This window comes from Pedobacter polaris (assembly GCF_005116505.1).
Lineage (GTDB): Bacteria > Bacteroidota > Bacteroidia > Sphingobacteriales > Sphingobacteriaceae > Pedobacter > Pedobacter polaris.
Genome location: NZ_SWBR01000002.1, coordinates 868,714 through 888,597, shown reverse-complemented (window position 1 = coordinate 888,597; position 19,884 = coordinate 868,714). Strand labels below are relative to the sequence as shown.

General features: G+C 36.3%; 8 protein-coding genes. All 8 read left to right on the top strand.

The window, feature by feature from the left end; genetic code table 11:
• Positions 1–1,230: 1,230 nt before the first annotated feature.
• The 8 genes from FA048_RS09925 (at position 1,231) to FA048_RS09890 (ending at position 19,867) form a co-directional block, all read left to right on the top strand.
• Positions 1,231–4,503 carry a SusC/RagA family TonB-linked outer membrane protein gene (locus FA048_RS09925; RefSeq protein ID WP_136840385.1) on the top strand — a complete coding sequence of 1,091 codons (3,273 nt, stop codon included), beginning with the start codon at positions 1,231–1,233 and terminating at the stop codon, positions 4,501–4,503.
• A gap of 11 nt (positions 4,504–4,514) precedes the next feature.
• A complete protein-coding gene (locus FA048_RS09920) occupies positions 4,515–6,449 on the top strand; it encodes a RagB/SusD family nutrient uptake outer membrane protein (RefSeq protein WP_136840383.1) in 1,935 nt (644 codons plus the stop codon).
• Positions 6,450–6,717: 268 nt separating this feature from the next.
• Positions 6,718–10,773: a hybrid sensor histidine kinase/response regulator transcription factor gene (locus FA048_RS09915; protein WP_136840381.1), complete on the top strand. Its 4,056-nt coding sequence runs from the start codon at positions 6,718–6,720 to the stop codon at positions 10,771–10,773.
• A 120-nt stretch (positions 10,774–10,893) separates the two neighbouring features.
• Positions 10,894–12,018 carry a glycoside hydrolase family 88/105 protein gene (locus tag FA048_RS09910; RefSeq protein WP_136840379.1) on the top strand — a complete coding sequence of 375 codons (1,125 nt, stop codon included), beginning with the start codon at positions 10,894–10,896 and terminating at the stop codon, positions 12,016–12,018.
• Positions 12,019–12,020: 2 nt separating this feature from the next.
• Positions 12,021–13,277, top strand: coding sequence for a DUF2264 domain-containing protein (locus tag FA048_RS09905; protein WP_136840377.1), 1,257 nt, complete (start codon positions 12,021–12,023; stop codon positions 13,275–13,277).
• Positions 13,278–13,280: 3 nt separating this feature from the next.
• Positions 13,281–14,585, top strand: coding sequence for a BNR repeat-containing protein (locus FA048_RS09900; protein ID WP_136840375.1), 1,305 nt, complete (start codon positions 13,281–13,283; stop codon positions 14,583–14,585).
• 289 nt (positions 14,586–14,874) lie between these two features.
• Entirely contained in the window at positions 14,875–16,008 is a 1,134-nt protein-coding gene (locus FA048_RS09895) for a glycoside hydrolase family 43 protein (protein WP_136840373.1), read from the top strand.
• Between the two features lie 613 nt (positions 16,009–16,621).
• Entirely contained in the window at positions 16,622–19,867 is a 3,246-nt protein-coding gene (locus tag FA048_RS09890) for a SusC/RagA family TonB-linked outer membrane protein (RefSeq protein ID WP_205943467.1), read from the top strand.
• Positions 19,868–19,884 lie beyond the last annotated feature (17 nt).

The following is a 19,884-nucleotide window of genomic DNA, read 5'->3' as shown; positions in this document are numbered from 1 at the left end:
AGCCCAAGTATTGTCTGTAAATCAAAATCCCCAATCATTCCTATCCTCACTGTCCAAAGAGCGCTGGGCTGAAAGAACGGCGGGCCATGCGTAGGCTTGTGGGTGGAAGCATCGTTCTTTCTTGATGTTTTTGGTACTTTTTTCATCAAGAAAAAAAGGACTAGGGCTTTCGGCGCCCATTAGCCGAGGCAAGGTTGTGCGGTGGTACTAACTAAAGGATGCTTCGACAGGCTCAGCATGACATATGAATGATTGATCTGTTAATTCTCTACGCTCTTTGCCGCGAGGCAACAAAGTTTTTCACCTATTGTTATATTTTTAAAGATGTTCAAGAATGCTTCGCATTATTGAAGCATCAAAAGTATGCAAAAATGCTTCGGCTTCTCCTAGGCAACCTTGCACTCTAGCCCTCTCACAAAACTTGCAAACACAGGCTACGGTTTTGCTGAAGGGCAAAACAGCTATGCCTTTTCCCGCCCTCAATGCCATCATTTGCCAGTTTTTTCTCCGTTGCTGGATAAGCCCTGCGTGCTATCAATGTTGTAAGAAAGGGAAAGTTGCTGCAATAAACAGCAGCCTTTGGGCTTAACCCACAGTTTATTGCAGGAGCCCAAGTATTGTCTGTAAATCAAAATCCCCAATCATTCCTATCCTCACTGTCCAAAGAGCGCTGGGATGAAAGAACGGCGGGCCACGCGGAGGTCTGTGGGTGGAAGCATCGTTCTTTCTTGATGTTTTTGGTACTTTTTTCATCAAGAAAAAAAGGACTAGGGGCTTCGGCGCCCATGAGCCGAGGCAAGGTTGTGCGGTGGCACTTAAATAAAAGTGCTTCGACAAGCTCAGCATGACCGCTGATAAAAGCAAGAATGAGATTGCGAAGCCGATTTTTCATCGGCTTCGCAATGATGGCTAGGTATACAACTCCGCGGCTAAGATTCTCTTTATATGTTTTGGCTTAAAAACAAAAGATAAAATCATTTGGAGAATTTCTCCCCTACATTATACAGAAATACCCCTCATCGAGAAAGAAAATATGCACTTTCTTTATACTACCAAATATAACACGAACATCATGAGGTTTAAATTTACTACAAACGACCCCTAGGATTTGGGCTGCTTTATAGCCACGATCGATTGCTCCAAACTAGAGCCCTAGGCAATGAACCATCAGCTTTAAGAGCAATCCAAAGAAAATTAATTAGTCCAAACCAGACCACTTAACTTTTAACTATGCTCAACTATTACTTAATTTTTAAAATTCAAAAAGCAAAAGCCATAACTGGCTGCTTTTTTTTATGCTTTGCATTGCTACTTGCTACAGCTGGTGCCGCCTTTGGTCAGACCAAGGTGATTACCGGTGTAGTTACCGATGCAAAAACAGGAGAGACGCTAATAGGTGCCGCCATAAAGGTTACCAATTCACAAAGCAGTACAAGTACTGATGGCAATGGAAAATTCTCCCTCACTGTTGCTAATAATGCCAGTCTCAACGTATCTTATGTAGGCTATGACACACAGGTAGTTCCTGTGGGAGACTTAACGCAACTTACCATTAAACTGATGCCAAATGCTACGATGCTTTCACAAGTAGAAGTAGTGGGTGTAGGTTATGGTACCATGCGTAAAAAAGATCTTACGGGTGCAATCACACAGATTAGACCTGATAAAATTGCAGATCAAAACCCAAACACTGTACAAGATATTCTTCGTGGAACCGCTGGAGTAAGTGTGGGTTTAGATGCTTCTGCTAAAGGAGGGGGCTCTATTCAAATTCGTGGAATTCGTTCTGTATACAGTGCTGGTGGACACAATGATCCACTACTTATTTTAGACGGTACCATATTTTATGGAGAACTATCTGAAATTAATCCAGACGATATTGAACAAATGGACATCTTGAAAGATGCTTCTGCTGCGGCCGTTTATGGCGCCAAATCTGCCAATGGTGTAATCATTATCACTACCAAAAAAGGAAAGATAGGCAAGCCGAAAATTAATTTCACATCAAATGCTGGTTTTGTAACCAGTGCTGCAAAGCGTGAGGTTTTTGACGCTGATGGTTATATTAAATACCGTGAAGATTGGTATACCGCTCCAACTTATGGTTTAAATACTACAACTGGAAATTATGAGGCTTATCAATCTACCTTTAAAACACAACCAGGCTATTTCGCCTCACCTACAGATGCTGTAAATAAGTATGGTGCTACACTTGCACAATGGAGAGCTTATACAACAAATACTGGTGTTAATTCTGATAATGAAATTTGGGGAAAACGTATGTTACTACAAAGCACCGTGTTAAACAACTTCCTTTCAGGTCAAACATTCAATTGGTACGATCATAGTTTTCAGACAGGTACCAATCAAGACTACAACATCAGTGCCTCTGGTGCAACAGACAAGATGAATTATTATTTATCATTAGGGTACTTGTCTAATAAAGGTGTTGCTGTAGGAAATGAATATAGTGCTGTTCGTGGTAATTTAAAGTTAGAGGGTAAGATTACCAAGTGGCTAGAAATAGGTGCGAATGTAAACTTCCAAAACAGAACTGATGGCGATTTGGCTGTAGATTGGAGCAGACAAATATTGAATAATTCTCCTTATGCCAATTATAAAGATGCCAATGGAAATTTAGTGGTACATCCAATGGGCGATAACATGGTTAATAACTATGGTTACAATTACGATTTTAATCGCTTATATCTTGATTTAGATAAAGGCTATACCGTATTAAATACCATTTTAAATGCGAAGGTAAAATTGCCTTTTAATATCAATTATTCATTTAATGCTTCTCCACGCTACCAATATTTCCATGATCGTTATTGGGAATCAGCTAGTCATCCAGACTGGAAAGGAACAAATGGATTGGTAAACCGCGAACAAGCTAAGCGTTTCGATTGGTCGATAAACAACACACTGAGCTGGGAACATGAATTCGCTAAAAAGCATCGTGTTAACATCACTTTAGTGCAAGAAGCAGAACAAAGAGAATATTGGCAAGATAGGATAGAAGCCCGTAACATTTTACCAAGTGACGCTTTAGGTTATCATGAGACACTTTTTGGCGACAAAAACCTAAGCCGTTTCGACTCAAATGATACCAAAGAAACAGCTGATGGTTTATTAGGTCGTTTGTTCTATTCGTATGATGATCGCTATATGTTGACCACTTCAGTTCGTCGCGATGGTTATTCGGCATTCGGTGCATCTAATCCAAGAGCAACCTTCTTCTCTACAGCGGTAGCATGGACATTTACCAACGAAAGTTTCTTTAAATGGAAGGCCATGAGTAATGGTAAACTAAGAATATCATGGGGCCAAAATGGAAATAGACAGCTTGGAGATCCTTACCTAGCCTTGGCAAACCTTGGTCTAGGAGCTGGAGCAACAGCAGGTTATATAGATAATAGTGGTAACCTGATACAGTACAGGTATTTATTAATGGATCGTTTGGCAAACCCAAGTTTAAGTTGGGAAAAGACAGAGGCATTTAATGCTGGTTTAGATTTTGGTTTCCTAAATAACCGCATCAGTGGATCAATTGATTACTATATCACTCCAACGGTTGACATGATCATGACCAGGTCACTACCAGATTTTACTGGATTTCCTTCTATAAATACCAATCTTGGAAAAGTAGAAAACAGAGGTCTTGAGCTTTCAATCAGTTCACAGAATATTAAAAACAGTGTTTTTACATGGAATACTACTTTCCAAATTTCTAAATACAAAAACACTATCAAGCACTTGTATTATGTATACGATAATATAATTGATGCAAATGGAAATGTAACCTCTACAAAAGAAAGAGATGATATTGGAAATGGATGGTTCATCGGGCGTGCTATTGGTGCCATATGGAATTATCGCGTAACAGGTATTTGGCAAGCCAATGAGGTTACAGAAGCTGCCAAATATGGCCAACGTCCAGGAGATCCTAAAGTAGCTAATAACTACACTGCAGATGATAATGCTAATGGTACACCTGTATATAATGATAAGGATAAGGAGTTTTTAGGTCAAACCAATCCTCCCATTATGTGGTCATTGCGAAATGAGTTCACCTATAAAAACCTTAATTTCTCCTTCAATATGTATTCTTATATGGGGCACAAAAGTTTAAATGGTGCTTACCTTAATCAAGACAATGGTACTTCATTGGTAACCAATCTTGCCAATACTTGGAAGAAAAATTATTGGACACTTGAAAATCCTACTAATGATTTTGCTCGCCTTGATGCAAGAGGACCTGCAGGTGTATCTGCACCAGGTATGCTGTATGATCGGTCATTCATCCGCTTAGAAAATGTAACCTTAGGTTATTCATTTCCAAGCAAACTCACAAGCAAATTTGGTATAGAGAGACTAAAAGTATACAGTTCTATTCGTAATGTAGCAGTTTGGACTAAAGACAAAAACTGGGATTATTGGGATGTAGAAACAGGAGCATTAGCACCTAGAATATACACATTTGGATTAAACGTAAATTTTTAAGCAATAGAGCGATGAAAAAGAAACAGAACAACATAATCAAAAAAGTATCGACTGCCCTTTTTATAGGTGCAGGTATTGCAATGACTTTTGCTGGTTGTAAGAAAACATTTTTGCAGCCAGAACCATTATCATTTTTCGAGCCGGGAGAAACATTTACTACAAAGAGCGGTTTAGACGCTGCTGTAGCCATTGCCGACCGCCATTTGCGATCATATTGGACTTCTTCTTCTTATATAGATTTAGGTCTTCCAATTAGTACAGAATATATGTTTACAGAGTTAAACGTAGCATCTAAAACGGATGATGGGAATATATTTACTGACATGGCCACTAGGCTCACGCCAACAGATATGCCAGAAAGGGTACCCTATTTTTGGGGTGAGACTTATAACGGAATCAAGTACGCAAACACCATCCTTACCTTTATTGATGGGGTACAGGGCTTAGATGATGCGACCAAAAATCAATACAAAGGAAGAGCGCTTTTCCACCGTTCATTTCGGTACTTAGCCCTGTGTTTTCAATTTAAAGATGTGCCCTTTGTAACTAAAATTGTGAGTGTGCCAAAGGTAAATTACCGCAGTACAAAGCGTGAGGCTATTTTGCAAAAGATAACCGAAGACATGGAGCAAGCTGTGCAATGGGTGCCAGATCAGAAAGACATGACTCTGAGAGGGTTGGTAAATAAAGGTGCATGCCGCCAATTATTAATTAAATGTTATTTGGCAACAGGACAATTTGATAAAGCCATTGCACAGGCAGATCTACTTATTAATAGTTCTGGCTATTCTTTAGCGATGAATAATTTTGGCAACTTCTATAACCCTTATCCTACAACTTGGCCAATTACACGTAATGTAATATGGGATTTACACCGTCCAGAAAACAAATCTATTGGTGCAAATACAGAAGCAATTATGATTATGCCAAACCGTAATGCTACAGATATGGGCATAAAAATGAATACCATGCGTAACTGGCTTCCATTTTTAGATAACATAGGCTTAACCACGCCAGATGCAAAACAGGCCATTCGCTTTTTACCAGCTGCAAATTCAAGTTATCGTGCCAATTTAGATTACGTGCATGCCATTGGTCGTGGTATTGCGCACATTCGTCCTACCTATTTTGCACAAAAATCGCTTTGGTATGTAAATGGCCTTAATGATGCAGGCGATTTGCGCCACAGTACAGCAACAGGTAACTGGTTCGAAATGGAATCACTTAAATACAATGATCCAACAAGTACCTCTTTTGGTCAAAACGTACGTCTTAGAAATACTTCGGGAGCTCTTTTATGTACAGATACCATTCGTAGTTATTTCTCTTGGCCACATTACAAATATTACATCGAAGATCCAATCGAATCATTAAATCCAAATGAAGTAAACCATAGAGGCGGCGCAGGTGATTTGTACCTATATCGTTTGGCAGAAACTTATTTATTACGTGCTGAAGCTAAGTTTTATAAAGGAGATATTGCTGGGGCAACTGCCGATGTAAACAAGATTAGAGAGCGAGCGAAATGTACTCAAATGTACACTGCTGTAACTATTGGTGATATTATGAATGAGCGTGCCCGCGAATTGAATATGGAAGAATGGCGCTTTACAGAGTTAAGTCGTGTTTCTTATTCCTTAGCATTGAGTGGTAAAGCTGATGAGTGGGGAAATACTTATACTGTTGATAATTTAGTGCAAAACAGTTATTGGTATCAGAGAATTCAACATTACAGTGATTTTTACAATAAAGGTAAAGTACAAGTAAGAGGACGTTCTTATACCATGGCGCCACACAATATCAACTGGCCAATACCTAATGGATCTATCCAGTCTAATGGTGGTGCCCAACTTTGGCAAAATCAAGGATATACTGGTTACAATGCGAGCATAAAACGATGGGAAACTTGGCAAGAAGCTGTGGCAGATGAAGATGTGACTAATTAAGATAAGTTAGCTGTTGATACGTAAAACTAAAAGGTAATTGGCTTCAAAATTAAGGGCTGATTACCTTTTTGATAAGGATAATCATCTTTATGAATGCTTTAGAAATTTCTAAAGCATTTTTTTTGCAGTAATACTTACCTTTTAAATTATGTTTTTTACTGATTAATTATTTGATTATTAGTTATTTATATCGTTAATTTAAAAATGTCTTTGTAACGTTTATTAATTATGTATCTTAGGAAGACCAAATATTTCAGTCTAATCATCAATGCCAAAAAACTACTTTCTAAAGTCGATTATTGGAGTTATTTATCTCTTTTTTAGCGTAAGTAATTGTTTTGCACAATTAAATGGCAAGGCCATTAAATATTTAAGCGTAGAACAAGGACTTTCGAATAACGTAGTAAATTCTCTTTATCAAGATCGGTTTGGTTTTATTTGGATGGGCACCTATGATGGGCTTAACCGTTATGATGGGTATAGTTTTAAGATCTTCAGGAACAAGTGGGAAGATGAAAATTCTCTTATTAATAACCATATAACCGCACTAAATGGTGATAACCAAGACCGCATTTGGGTTGGTACACAAAAAGGGATTTCGTTTTTTGATTATTCGAACTCAAGAATGCAGCCTGTTTTTTACATGGACAAAGGAAAAAGAGCTAAGGTTACAGCTCCAATTACCTCAATTGCAACTGATAAAAATGGGTCTACTTATTTTGCTACAGATGAAAAGGGCTTATTTGTTATTAAAAAAGGGTCACTTATTGCAAGCCAGATTTCTTTTGGCAGCGATCTTAATTTTACAGCAAGAGGTTTAGCTATTGACGAGCATGCTAATTTATGGGTATTTATAAAAGATGTTGGGCTGTGTAAGTATAATCCAGCCATTGGCAAAATTAAACTAGTCAAATCAACTATTTATTCGGTAACCACACTCATTAATGCCCAAAAAGGCGAATTGTTAATTGGTACCGAAAGGGGGTTGTTCTCCTACCATATCGCTACTGCTCAACTAGATAGAGTTCCTGTTAAACTGAGCAATGATAATATCATGGGTTTAACCATCGATCATCAACAGCAATTATGGGTAGCCACAGACGGCGGTGGCATTACCATTATAGATCTCAAAACTAAAAAATCAAGTTTTCTAAATACATCTAGAGCAAAAGGAATGTTGAGTAGCAATTCTATAGGCGCTGTATATGAGGACAAGGAAGCGAGAAAGTGGATTGCTACCTTAAGGGGTGGGGTAAATATCATAGACAATGAACAAGCACAGTTTACAACGATTAAAAGTGATCCTTTTAATACAAATACACTGGTAAATAATTTTATTTTGTCTTTCTGTGAAGATGAAAATAAAAATATTTGGATTGGTACAGATGGTGGTGGGTTAAGTGTGTGGAATCCTAGATTAAATGTATATACCAATTATGTACACCGTCAAGAAGATCCATCAACATTATCTAGCAATTTTGTAACTAGCATTTTAAATGACCATCAAAAAAACATTTGGGTTACCACTTTTAACGGCGGTATAGATCGCTTTGATAAGCAAACCAAAAAATTTAAACATTACACCTGTTACAATAGCGTAAAAGGTGTAGAGGAAGTAAATGTTTGGAAAATATTTCAGGACAGAGACAATAGACTTTGGGCTGGCACTACTAAAGGAGGTGCCTTATATTTATATAACAGTAGTTTAGATAAATTTGAACTTTTTGATTCGAAATTAAAGGATATTCATACTTTTTATCAAGATCGAGCGGGAATTCTTTGGGGTGGGAATTATACACACCTCATCCAGATTGATGCCATTCATAAAAAACATAAATACATACCAGTTAATATTGCCATACGAGCTATTCATGAAGATCGCTACAAACAATTATGGATAGGAACTGAAGGCGGAGGCTTGTTGACATTAAATAGGGAGACAAAAGAATTAAAGAGGTATATCCAATCTAACGGACTACCAAGCAATTCTGTTTTAAATATTTTAGAAGATAACAAAGGTAACCTATGGTGCAGCACCTATAATGGACTTTCAAAATTTAATATCAAAACCTCAAAGTTTAAAAACTATTTTGCAACTGATGGTTTACAAAGCAATCAGTTTAATTACAATGCTGCTCTACGTTTAAGTAACGGAGAATTGCTATTTGGAGGGATAAACGGTTTTAATAAGTTTTTTCCTGATAGCATTAGGATTAATAAACGAGTACCAAAAATTGTAATTACAGATTTTAGGGTTAACAATATCCCAATTGATGAAGAACCAGCCTATCAGAATGAATTATCTGTAGTTGGATTAGAGGAAATCTCTATACCTTATAATGCTGCTGTAATTTCTGTTAAATTTTCTGCCATCGAATTTTCTTTCCAAGATCAGATTAAATATGCTTATTACTTAGAGGGATGGGATAGGGATTGGAATTATATTGACAAGCTGAACATTGCCTATTATTCTCGTTTAAATGAAGGAACCTATAAACTTCATTTAAAGAGCACTGATACAGAAGGTACTTGGACAGCGAATGAAAAAATTATCATTATTGAGATATTACCTCCTTGGTACCGAACATGGTGGGCTTATTCTTTGTATCTCATGTCAATCATTGCCCTATACATCACTTTTGTTAAATACAGAAGAAGACAAGATCGTTTAAAACATGAAGTTGAGATAGCCAACCTAAACATGGAACGAGAGAAAGAGCTAAATGAGAAAAAACTTAACTTTTTTACTAATATTTCGCATGAGCTGAGAACACCATTAACGCTTATCGTAAACCCAATTAAAGATATTTTAAGCACTAAAGAAAATGGGCAGGAAAAGAACGATTTGAATGTAGTATACCGAAATTCGAGACGTTTATTAAGTTTGGTAGACCAGTTGCTTCTTTTTAGGAAAACAGAAAATGAGAATGAGCCCCTGAAACTAGTTAAAATTAACCTTTTTAAATTTGCATATGAAATATTCTTATGTTTCAGCTATCTGGCAAATAACAATAACATTAGCTATCAATTTGAATGTGAAGATGAGAACCTTCAGGTATATGCAGATAGAGATAAATTAGAAATCATTCTGTTTAATTTACTTTCTAATGCGCTAAAATTTACACCAAAAGGTGGTAAAGTTGTTATTTCCATCTATTTAGTCAATGATGTGATACAAATTAAAGTTGCCGATACGGGTGCTGGTATACCTGCTGAAGTAGGAGATAAGTTATTTGATAAGTTTTATAAGGTAATGAATAAAAGCTCAATAAAAATTGGGTTCGGAATTGGGCTCTATTTGGTAAAGAATTTTGTTGAGTTGCACAAAGGCTCAATTTCTTATACTTCTAAACCAGGTGAAGGCACAACGTTTTTAATTAATTTACCTAAGGGCGATGACGTAGAAGAACAAGTAGAATCTTCGGAAGAACAGGAGCAATTGAAGTACATTAATGAGCTGATTGCAGAAGAAGATGATATAAGTGATAATGATCAAATTCCAAATTTAGAGCTATTAATTTCAGACCTGCATTCTATTTTGGTGGTGGATGACAATGAACAGATTATAGAATATATTCACCAAATTTTTCATCAAAGTTTTAAAATTTTCAAAGCTAGTAACGGATTAGAGGGCCTAGAAGCAGCACGTGAACACCTACCAGACATTATTATTTCTGATGTAAATATGGATGGCTTAAATGGAATAGAGTTTTGTAGGGAAATAAAGGCAGATCCATCCATGAGCCATATTCCTGTAATACTATTAACAGCAGATCCAAGTCCAGAGATTAAGCTGCAGGGTATAGAAGTTGGAGCCTATGATTTTATTAGTAAACCTTTTGACAAAGAATTGTTTACGGCAAAAATTAATGGTGTCATCAAAAATAGGAGTAACCTACAGTCCTATTTTTATAATGAGGTTACCTTAAAATCTGAAAGCAACAAAATTTCGCAAGAAGACAAAAGCTTCATCCAAAAGTCTATCGTGATTATTGAAGATAACCTGATGTCAACTAATTTCAACGTAAAAACATTGGCATCTGAACTGAGCATGAGTCATTCAAACCTTTATAAAAGAATAAAAGCTACTTCAGGCTTATCAATTAATAGTTTTGTTCGTTTTATTCGATTAAGAAAAGCTGCTGAACTACTGATAAATACCAACCTGAATATTAACGAAGTTGCCTTTAGGGTGGGCATTAACGATATTAAATATTTTAGGTTGCAATTTCAAAATCAGTTTAAACTTACACCTTCGGCATTTATTAAAAAACACCGAAAAACATTTCATAAGCACTACAACATAAATACGAATTTGAATTAGAACTAATGTTTTGTTGAATAACCCCCTACAAAGTATTAGTAAGCCCCCGTTTAAAAACAGTAAAATTAATGTACTTAGCTTACCAAATATAAATTGAATAAGCAACTCACACTTCTACCAATGAAAAAATATAATTGGCTCGTTGCCTTGCTGCTGATTGTTGAGATCGGAAATGCACAGACTTTACCTTCAAAACAAGAAGTACTCATAACAATTAATCAAGCTAATAATTATTGGCAAAGTAATAATAAACCAGAAGTAAGGGCTTTTTGGGATCATGCGGCTTATCATACCGGAAATATGGAGGCTTATGAAATCACCAAAAACGAAGCTTATAAAACCTATTCAGAAACTTGGGCTAGTTACAACAAATGGATGGGTGCAAAAAGTACAGATAAAAGTAAGTGGAAATATAAATATGGCGAAACAGACGAATTTGTATTGTTTGGAGACTGGCAAATCTGCTTTCAAACCTATATAGATTTGTATAACCTTAAGCCAGAGGTTTATAAAATTGCCCGAGCAAAAGAAGTAATGGAATATCAAATGTCTACCTCGGCAAATGATTATTGGTGGTGGGCTGATGGGCTGTATATGGTTATGCCCGTAATGACTAAAATGTACAAAGTAACTGGAAATCCACAATATTTAGAAAAACTTTATACCTATTTCATGTATGCAAATAGCATTATGTACGATAAAAAAGAAAAACTTTATTATCGAGATGCTAAATATGTTTATCCTAAGCACAAAAGCGTAAATGGTAAAAAAGACTTTTGGGCTAGAGGGGATGGATGGGTTTTCGCTGGATTGGCCAAAGTTTTAAAAGATCTGCCGAAAAATGATCCACATCGTGTTGAGTATTTGACTAAGTACAAAAATATGGCAAAGGCGATTTTGAAAAGTCAACAAGCCGAAGGATATTGGACTAGAAGTATGCTTGATCCGCAACATGCACCAGGACCAGAAACCAGTGGGACAGCTTTTTTTACCTATGGTTTGTTGTGGGGTATTAACAATGGAGTGCTTAAAGAAAATAAATACCTTCCAGCGGCAAAAAAAGGATACGACTACCTTACCAAAACCGCACTTCAAGCAAATGGAAAAGTTGGTTATATACAACCAATTGGAGAAAAAGCTATTCCAGGTCAAGTGGTAGATGCAAACTCAACCTCCAATTTTGGGGTAGGGGCATTTTTATTGGCAAATTGTGAAATGTATAGGTTTTTAACGCATAAAAAATAAGTATGAGATTATTATTAGTAAAAAGCATTACCGTTACTTTTTTAACCCTTGCTTTCAGCGTGGGTAGTGTAACAGCGCAAAAGAAAAGTAAAACAGCGAATGTAGCTCCCTTAACTGATCGACAAGTTTGGTTAAAGGAAATGGATAAAATGGTAAGACCTGTTATTTACAATTTAGCTAAAGATAGTTTGCGCATTGTAATGCCAAAAGTTACTTCTATTCACGTTGACAATAAGGAGCACCGTATAAAAGTACAATATGTTGAAGTTTTAGGTAGGGTATTAAGCGGAATTGCCCCTTGGTTACAGTTAGAGGGAGGATCTGAATCAGAAATCGCTTTGCGCAACCAATACCGTACTTGGGTTATTCAGGGTATTAAAAATTCATTGGATTCTAATGCCAAAGATTTTATGAACTACAATATTGGTGGACAACAATTGGTTGATGCTTCTTATGTTGCATTAGCTTTTATCCGTGCGTCTTGGTTGTGGGAAAACTTGGATAAAAAGAACCAGCAGCTCCTATTAAACTCTATTGCTACTACTAGAATGTTTAAACCTGTATTTTCTAACTGGCTACTTTTTTCGGCTATGAATGAAGCTTTTATGGCAAAGTTTGGCTATGACTGGGATGTGATGCGTGTAGATTATGCTTTGCAACAAATGGAACAATGGTATGTTGGTGATGGCATGTACAAAGATGGAAGCAGTTATGCTTTTGATTATTATAATAGCTATGTTATACATCCATATTTAGGAACATTAGTTGATATTATTGGTAAAAAGACAAATTCTTACAACACCATGTTCGATAAGATAAGGAAGCGTAACGAGCGTTATGCAGTTATACAAGAACGATTGATTAATACTGATGGAACGTATCCGGCAACAGGAAGGTCCATCGTTTATCGTGGAGGTGCATTTCATCATCTAGCTGATATGGCCTATAAAAAAATATTACCAAAACAGCTAAGCCCTGCACAGGTACGTTGCGCCTTAACTGCAGTAATTAAAAAAACTTTAGAAAGTCCTACCACTTATAAAAACGGTTGGTTAACCATTGGTTTATATGGCGATCAACCTAATTTAGGCGATTTTTACAATAACCAAGGTAGCCCTTACATCTGCAGTAATATATTCTTACCTTTAGGTTTACCAGAAACTGATGCTTTTTGGGCAAGTGCTGCTGTAAAATGGAGTGCTCAAAAAATATGGAGTGGAGAAGATTTTCCGAATGATCATAGTGCAGATTTAAGATAATACATGTTTAAAAGTTCAGTAGTTTTCCTATTGTTTATTTGTCTAAATCTTTCTGTTAGTAGTCAGGAGTTTAACTTAAGTACCATTGCAACAAATGGCTGGGCAAACAATTCTGTTAATACAGTTATTTTTAGAAAAAATGCATTAACAACTTTTAAAAATAACCAATATGCCGCTTACTATGATGCCGATCAATTTGTGGTTTTAGCAAAACGTAAGCTCAATTCACAAAAATGGGAAGCTTTAAAAACACAATATAAAGGTGATGCAACTGATGCACACAAATCAATTAGCATTATGGTTGATGGGAGTGGGTATTTACACTTAAGCTGGGGGCAACACAACAACAACCTCAACTATGCAAAGTCGGTAGCACCCGAAAGTTTGATACTTGGAAAGAAAGAAGCCATGTTGGGTTTAAAAGAGAGCAAAGTGAGCTACCCAGAGTTTTATAAGCTAGCTAACGGAAACCTGCTTTTCTTTTATCGGGATGGAGGGTCTGGAAATGGTAACTTGATGATCAATCGCTATGAGCTAAATACGAAAACCTGGAAAAGGATTCAAGATAATTTGATTGATGGGCAGGGCGAAAGAAATGCCTATTTACAAACTGCGATTGATGCTAAAGGAACCATTCATTTATCATGGGTTTGGCGAGAAAGCCCTGATGTAGCAAGTAATCATGATTTGTGTTATGCAAAATCTAATGATGGTGGTATAACTTGGGAAAAATCTGATGGTGTTAAATATCAATTGCCAATTAATGCTACAAATGCAGAGTATGCATTGAAAATACCTCAAAACAGCGAGTTAATTAATCAAACTTCAATGTTTGCAGATGAAAATGGAAATCCATTCATTGCGACTTATTGGAGAGATGCGGGTGAGACCGTTCCACAATATCACATTGTTTACAAAGTTAATCAAAGCTGGGCTGTGAATAAATTAGATTTCCGTAAAACTCCCTTTAGCTTAAGTGGTGGTGGCACAAAGAAAATTCCAATATCAAGACCACAATTAATTAGTTGGCCATCAAAAAATACAATTTCTTGTGCCCTTATTTTTAGAGATATCGAAAGAGGAAATAAAGTTTCTATCGCAATAAGTAAAGATATTACAAAAGGAGAATGGGTTTACAAAGATCTAACTTTATTTAGTGTGGGGGAGTGGGAACCCACTTTTGATACCGAACTATGGAAAGCTAAAAAACGATTGGATTTGTTTATTCAAAAGGTAGAGCAGGTTGATGGCGAAGGAAAGGCAAAGGCTATACCCACTAAAGTGCAAGTCCTTACTTGGAAGAGATAGAATTAGTTTTGTCAGTCTGAGCGTAGTCGAAGACTTGTATTCCGTGGTCTGTGGCACACAGAACACTAATTTCTAGTAACACATATATAATATGGCAACAATAGGTGGTCTGTGGGTCACAGATCACGGTTAAGTGGTTTTCGTCACCCTGAATTTATTTCAGGGTCTTTTCTGCAAGCCATATGCTGAAATAAATTCAGCATGACGAAACTAGTATGAGATACGAAAATATTCCTATTTTTATACTAATAAATGTATGATTAACGCTTATTGATCCGAAATTTTGATTATGAAACACACCATCAACAAATATTGGAGTTTTGGTTTAACCTTAATTCTTCTTATCAGCCTTTCAATTCAGTTAATTGCTCAGCAAACAAAACTAACTGCTTTTACACCTGGAAAAATTTGGAATGACGATAAGGGTGTACACATTAATGCGCATGGCGGAGGTATTGTAGTGCATAAAGGTATTTATTATTGGTTTGGTGAACATAAAGTTGCTGGTGAGATTGGAAATACTGCTCAAGTTGGGGTTCATTGTTATTCATCAAAAGATTTATACAATTGGAAAGACGAAGGAACCTCACTAACTGTGAGTGATGATCCACAAAGTGATATAGTTAAAGGAAGTGTAATTGAAAGACCAAAAGTTGTCTATAATAAAAAAACAAAAAAGTTTGTGATGTGGTTCCATTTGGAGCTAAAAGACAAAGGATATGCAGCTGCAAGAGCGGGCGTTGCAGTTGCTGATAAAGTTACTGGGCCCTATGTATTTATCAAAAGTTATCGCCCTAATGCTGGTAAAATGCCTATTTATACTGCTGATGTATCAGAAAGTGAAAAGCTAAACTGTGCTGCTCCAGCAAATAAAAGTGATGGTTTCTTTTGTCGTGATTTTGCGGGTGGGCAAATGGCTCGTGACATGACTGTTTTTGTGGATGATGACGGAAAAGCTTATCATATTTTTTCTTCTGAAGAGAACTTTACTTTACATGTAGCCGAATTAGCACCAGATTATTTAAGTCATACTGGTAAGTTTACAAGAATATACGTTGGTCAACAAACCGAAGCTCCAGCATTGTTTAAAAAGAACGGTGTCTATTACATGATAGGTTCTGGATGTACCGGTTGGGCACCAAATCCTGCACGTTGGTTTACTGCAAAATCAATGTGGGGACCATGGACGTTTATGGGTAATCCATGTATAGGTAAGGGAGCAGAAAAAACTTTTGGTGGTCAGAGTACTTATGTGTTACCAGCACCCAATAAAAAAGATGAATTTATTTTCATGGCAGATATCTGGAGACCTAAAAATGCAATTGATGGAAGGTACCTTTGGTTACCCATTCAGTTTAAAGCCAACAACATAGAGATTGCCTGGATGGATGAATGGGACCTGAGTATTTTTAAGTCTAAGTAGCGCTAATCTTCTTCCTTCTTTTCTACAATAGATACACAGTTTTTTTGTGTATAAATCAATACAATTCTATAAGGTTTTAAAACTTTATAGAATCAAAATTTAACATTCAACGGTTCGTTGTAATAGAACTGGCTTGTAACCAAAAATGGTTATAGAAGTAATCCTGCAATGTTTCAAATCTCATAGGTTTAAATTTCTTAATCTGTACCTCAGTATTATTTAATTGTTATCAAATAACACGGTTTATAAGCCAAAATAACAATTTCACCCCTTTTAAATACTGTATTGCCCCTCACTAAGACAGTGGTTTTAATGGTTACTTTGTTTAAAACCAAATTAAAATCATGTGAATAAAGCTAACCTAAAAAGTTTTTGACTCTGTCAAATTGACTGGTAAACAGTCAAGTTTAATAAGTTAAAGCAGAAGTAAATTCAATTAGGGTTATACAAATTCATTAATCTAATTACTAACCAAATATTTAAATCGAATGCTCAAAATGTTATTAAAGATTAGGGATTCCGTTTGTACAGAAATCTCTTTATGCTATCCATCAAAAAGGCAAATTATGCCCTGTACAGTTCAATCTAATCATCAATCAAAATTTTTTTTAATATGATGAAAAAACTACGCAATCAAATTCAACCACAATTTTTTACAAGTACGCTTAAATCTAGTTTTAAGCTGCTCGTTTTTTTTGTTTTAGTAACAAGCAGTATAAAGTCTTGGGCGCAAACAGATGTAACCGTTAGAGGTACAGTTAAAGATACCATTGGTGGTTTACCTGGCGTAAGCATCAAAGTTTCTGGAACCAACCGAGGTGCTAACTCAGATGCAGAGGGTAAATACACTATTACACTGCCTAGATCTGGAAGACTGCTTTTTACAGCAATAGGTTTTAAACCTAAAACGGTAAATGTTGCCGATTATACACCAAATGCAGAAGGCATTTATGTCATTAACCTTACGTTAGAAAACGATGTTAATTCATTAGACGAAGTTGCCGTTGTAGGTTTTGGTACGCAGAAAAAGGCCAGTATGATCAGTTCAATTACCACTATTAATCCAAAAGAATTAAAAGGCCCCACAAGTAACTTAACCACAATGATGCAAGGACGTGTGGCTGGTATGATTGCTTATCAGCGAAGCGGAGAGCCTGGTGCGGATAATGCACAGTTCTTTATTCGTGGTTTAGGAACATTTGGAACAGGTAAACAAGATCCATTGATTTTAATTGATGGTATAGAATCTACCCAAAATGACATGGCACGTTTACAAGCAGATGATATTGCGTCTTTTAGTGTTTTAAAAGATGCTACAGCTTCTGCAGTTTATGGTGCACGTGGTGCAAATGGGGTAGTATTGATTACTACAAAATCTGGTGAGGCTGGTGTAACCAACTTTACGGTTAGATCAGAATCTGCAGTATCCTCAAATACCAAAAACTTTCAGTTTGCAGACAATATTACTTACATGAAGTTGGCTAATGAAGCTGCTTTAACAAGAAACCCTACTGCTGCATTGCCCTATTTGCAAACTAAAATTGATGCTACAGCGAGAGGAGATAACCCTTTATTGTATCCAAGCAATAATTGGATAGAACAATTGATCAAAGACTACACTATTAACTACCGCAACAATATTAGCGTTCAGGGAGGTGGAGAAAAAGCTAGATATTATGTTGCCGGAACTTATAACATAGATAATGGTGTACTAAAAGTTGAGGGACTAAATAATTTCAATAACAACGTAAAACTGAAAAATTACTCAGTGCGTTCTAATGTTGATATAAATTTAACAAAGACTACTACTGCAGCTATTAGGGTATATGGTCAGTTTGATGATTATACTGGTCCTCTATTAGGTTATGATGAAAATGGTAATCCTGTAAATGGTGGTCAGAGAGTTTTTAACCAGGCTATCTGGTCTAATCCGGTTTTATTTCCAGCTGTTTATCCTTCTTCATTGTCTCCTTTTGCTACCCATGCTTTGTTTGGTAATGCTGTTACCCCTAATAATGGATTATACGTTAACCCTTACGCAGAGATGGTTAAAGGTTATTCAGAATACAATTCATCAACCTTACAAACACAAGTTGAGCTTAAACAAGATCTGAATAAACTTGTTAAAGGATTAAATGCTAGGTTGATGACTTATGCCAGAAGATACTCTTACTTTGATGTATCTAGAAGTTACAATCCATTTTTCTATTCTGCAACCGAACAACCGAATGGTAGTGTGGGTGTGCAGGTGTTAAATCCTGGTGGACAAGGTTCTATTGGAGCAACAGGAACTGAATACTTGGGCTATTCCGAAGGTTTAAAGCGATTAAATTCTACTTTTTATGCTGAGCTTGCTTTCTCTTATAATAGAATATTTGCAGAGAAACATGCTGTAGGTGGGATGTTGATTACAACCCTTCGGAACTATCTTTCAGGAAATGCAGGAAGTTTACAAGCTTCACTACCTTCTCGTAACCAAGGAGTTTCAGGTAGGGCAACTTATGGATACGATGATAAGTATTTAGTCGAGTTTAACTTTGGATATAACGGCTCTGAACGTTTTGCAACAGATAATCGTTTTGGGTTTTTCCCTTCTGTTGGTTTAGGATATGTGGTATCCAATGAAAAATTCTTTCAACCATTAACAAAAGTAATTAATAGTCTAAAATTAAGGGCAACCTACGGTTTAGTAGGGAATGACCAAATTGGTAATGATGGTGATCGTTTCTTCTATATGTCTGAAGTTAACATGAACAATGCTACTTATGGCGCTACATTTGGAGAGCAATATGGGTATTCAAAAGCAGGTGTTTTAGTAACCAGATATGCAAACCCACTTATTACTTGGGAAAAATCTGAACAAATAAATTTTGGAGCAGATTTTAGATTTTTAAATGCCTTGGATGTCAATGTTGATGTCTATAGAAATACACGTTCAAATATTTTAACTGGGCGTACCTATATTCCTACTACAATGGGGTTACAGGCTACGGTTAGAGCAAACACAAATAAGGCTCAAAGTGAAGGTGTAGACTTTGCTGCTGCTTATAACAAAACATTTGGAAATGGCTGGTCTATGCAAATGAGGGGTAATTTTACCTATGCAAAAAGTAAAATCTTAATTAACGATGAACCGAGCTATCCTAATAGCGAATACTATCGTTCAACTATTGGTAATTCTACCACACAAGGTTATGGATTAATTGCCGAACGTTTATTTGTTGATGATAACGAAGCAAAAAATGCTCCACAGCAATTTGATGGTACGCCAGGCTTAACTTATGGTGGTGGAGACATCAAATACAGAGATGTAAACAATGATGGCATGGTAAATGATCAAGATGTTGTACCAATCGGTTTACCTACTTCACCAGAGATTATTTATGGTTTTGGTGGAACTCTTGGTTACAAAAGTGTTGATTTTAGTTTCTTCTTTCAAGGTTCTGATCGCTCATCATTTTTCATCAATTCGCAAAATATTGCCCCATTTGTATTAAACGGTGGTAGCCAAAATGGATTGCTCAAATCCATTTCAGATAGTTACTGGTCTGAAGAGAACAGAAATGTTTACGCACTATGGCCACGCTTAAGTTCAAATTTTGTGCCTAATAACAATAGAACTTCAACATGGTGGATGAGAAACGGTAGTTTCTTAAGATTAAGAAGTGTCGAAGTTGCCTATAATACTCCTCAAAAATTCAATCAAAAAATAGGCTTAAGATCACTTCGTGTTTATCTAAGTGCTACAAATTTAGGATATATCAGCAGTTATAAAACTTGGGATCCAGAAATGGGTGGTAATGGTTTAGGTTATCCTATTCAAGGCACCTATAACTTAGGAGTTAGAGCATCATTTTAATTAGGACATTGTTAAAG

Bases quoted from the DNA above. Each gene is read 5' to 3' on its own strand.
- FA048_RS09925 (WP_136840385.1), top strand. From the start codon at position 1,231: ATGCTCAACTATTACTTAATTTTTAAAATTCAAAAAGCAAAAGCCATA.
- FA048_RS09900 (WP_136840375.1), top strand. From the start codon at position 13,281: ATGTTTAAAAGTTCAGTAGTTTTCCTATTGTTTATTTGTCTAAATCTT.
- FA048_RS09905 (WP_136840377.1), top strand. From the start codon at position 12,021: ATGAGATTATTATTAGTAAAAAGCATTACCGTTACTTTTTTAACCCTT.
- FA048_RS09915 (WP_136840381.1), top strand. From the start codon at position 6,718: ATGCCAAAAAACTACTTTCTAAAGTCGATTATTGGAGTTATTTATCTC.
- FA048_RS09895 (WP_136840373.1), top strand. From the start codon at position 14,875: ATGAAACACACCATCAACAAATATTGGAGTTTTGGTTTAACCTTAATT.
- FA048_RS09920 (WP_136840383.1), top strand. From the start codon at position 4,515: ATGAAAAAGAAACAGAACAACATAATCAAAAAAGTATCGACTGCCCTT.
- FA048_RS09890 (WP_205943467.1), top strand. From the start codon at position 16,622: ATGATGAAAAAACTACGCAATCAAATTCAACCACAATTTTTTACAAGT.
- FA048_RS09910 (WP_136840379.1), top strand. From the start codon at position 10,894: ATGAAAAAATATAATTGGCTCGTTGCCTTGCTGCTGATTGTTGAGATC.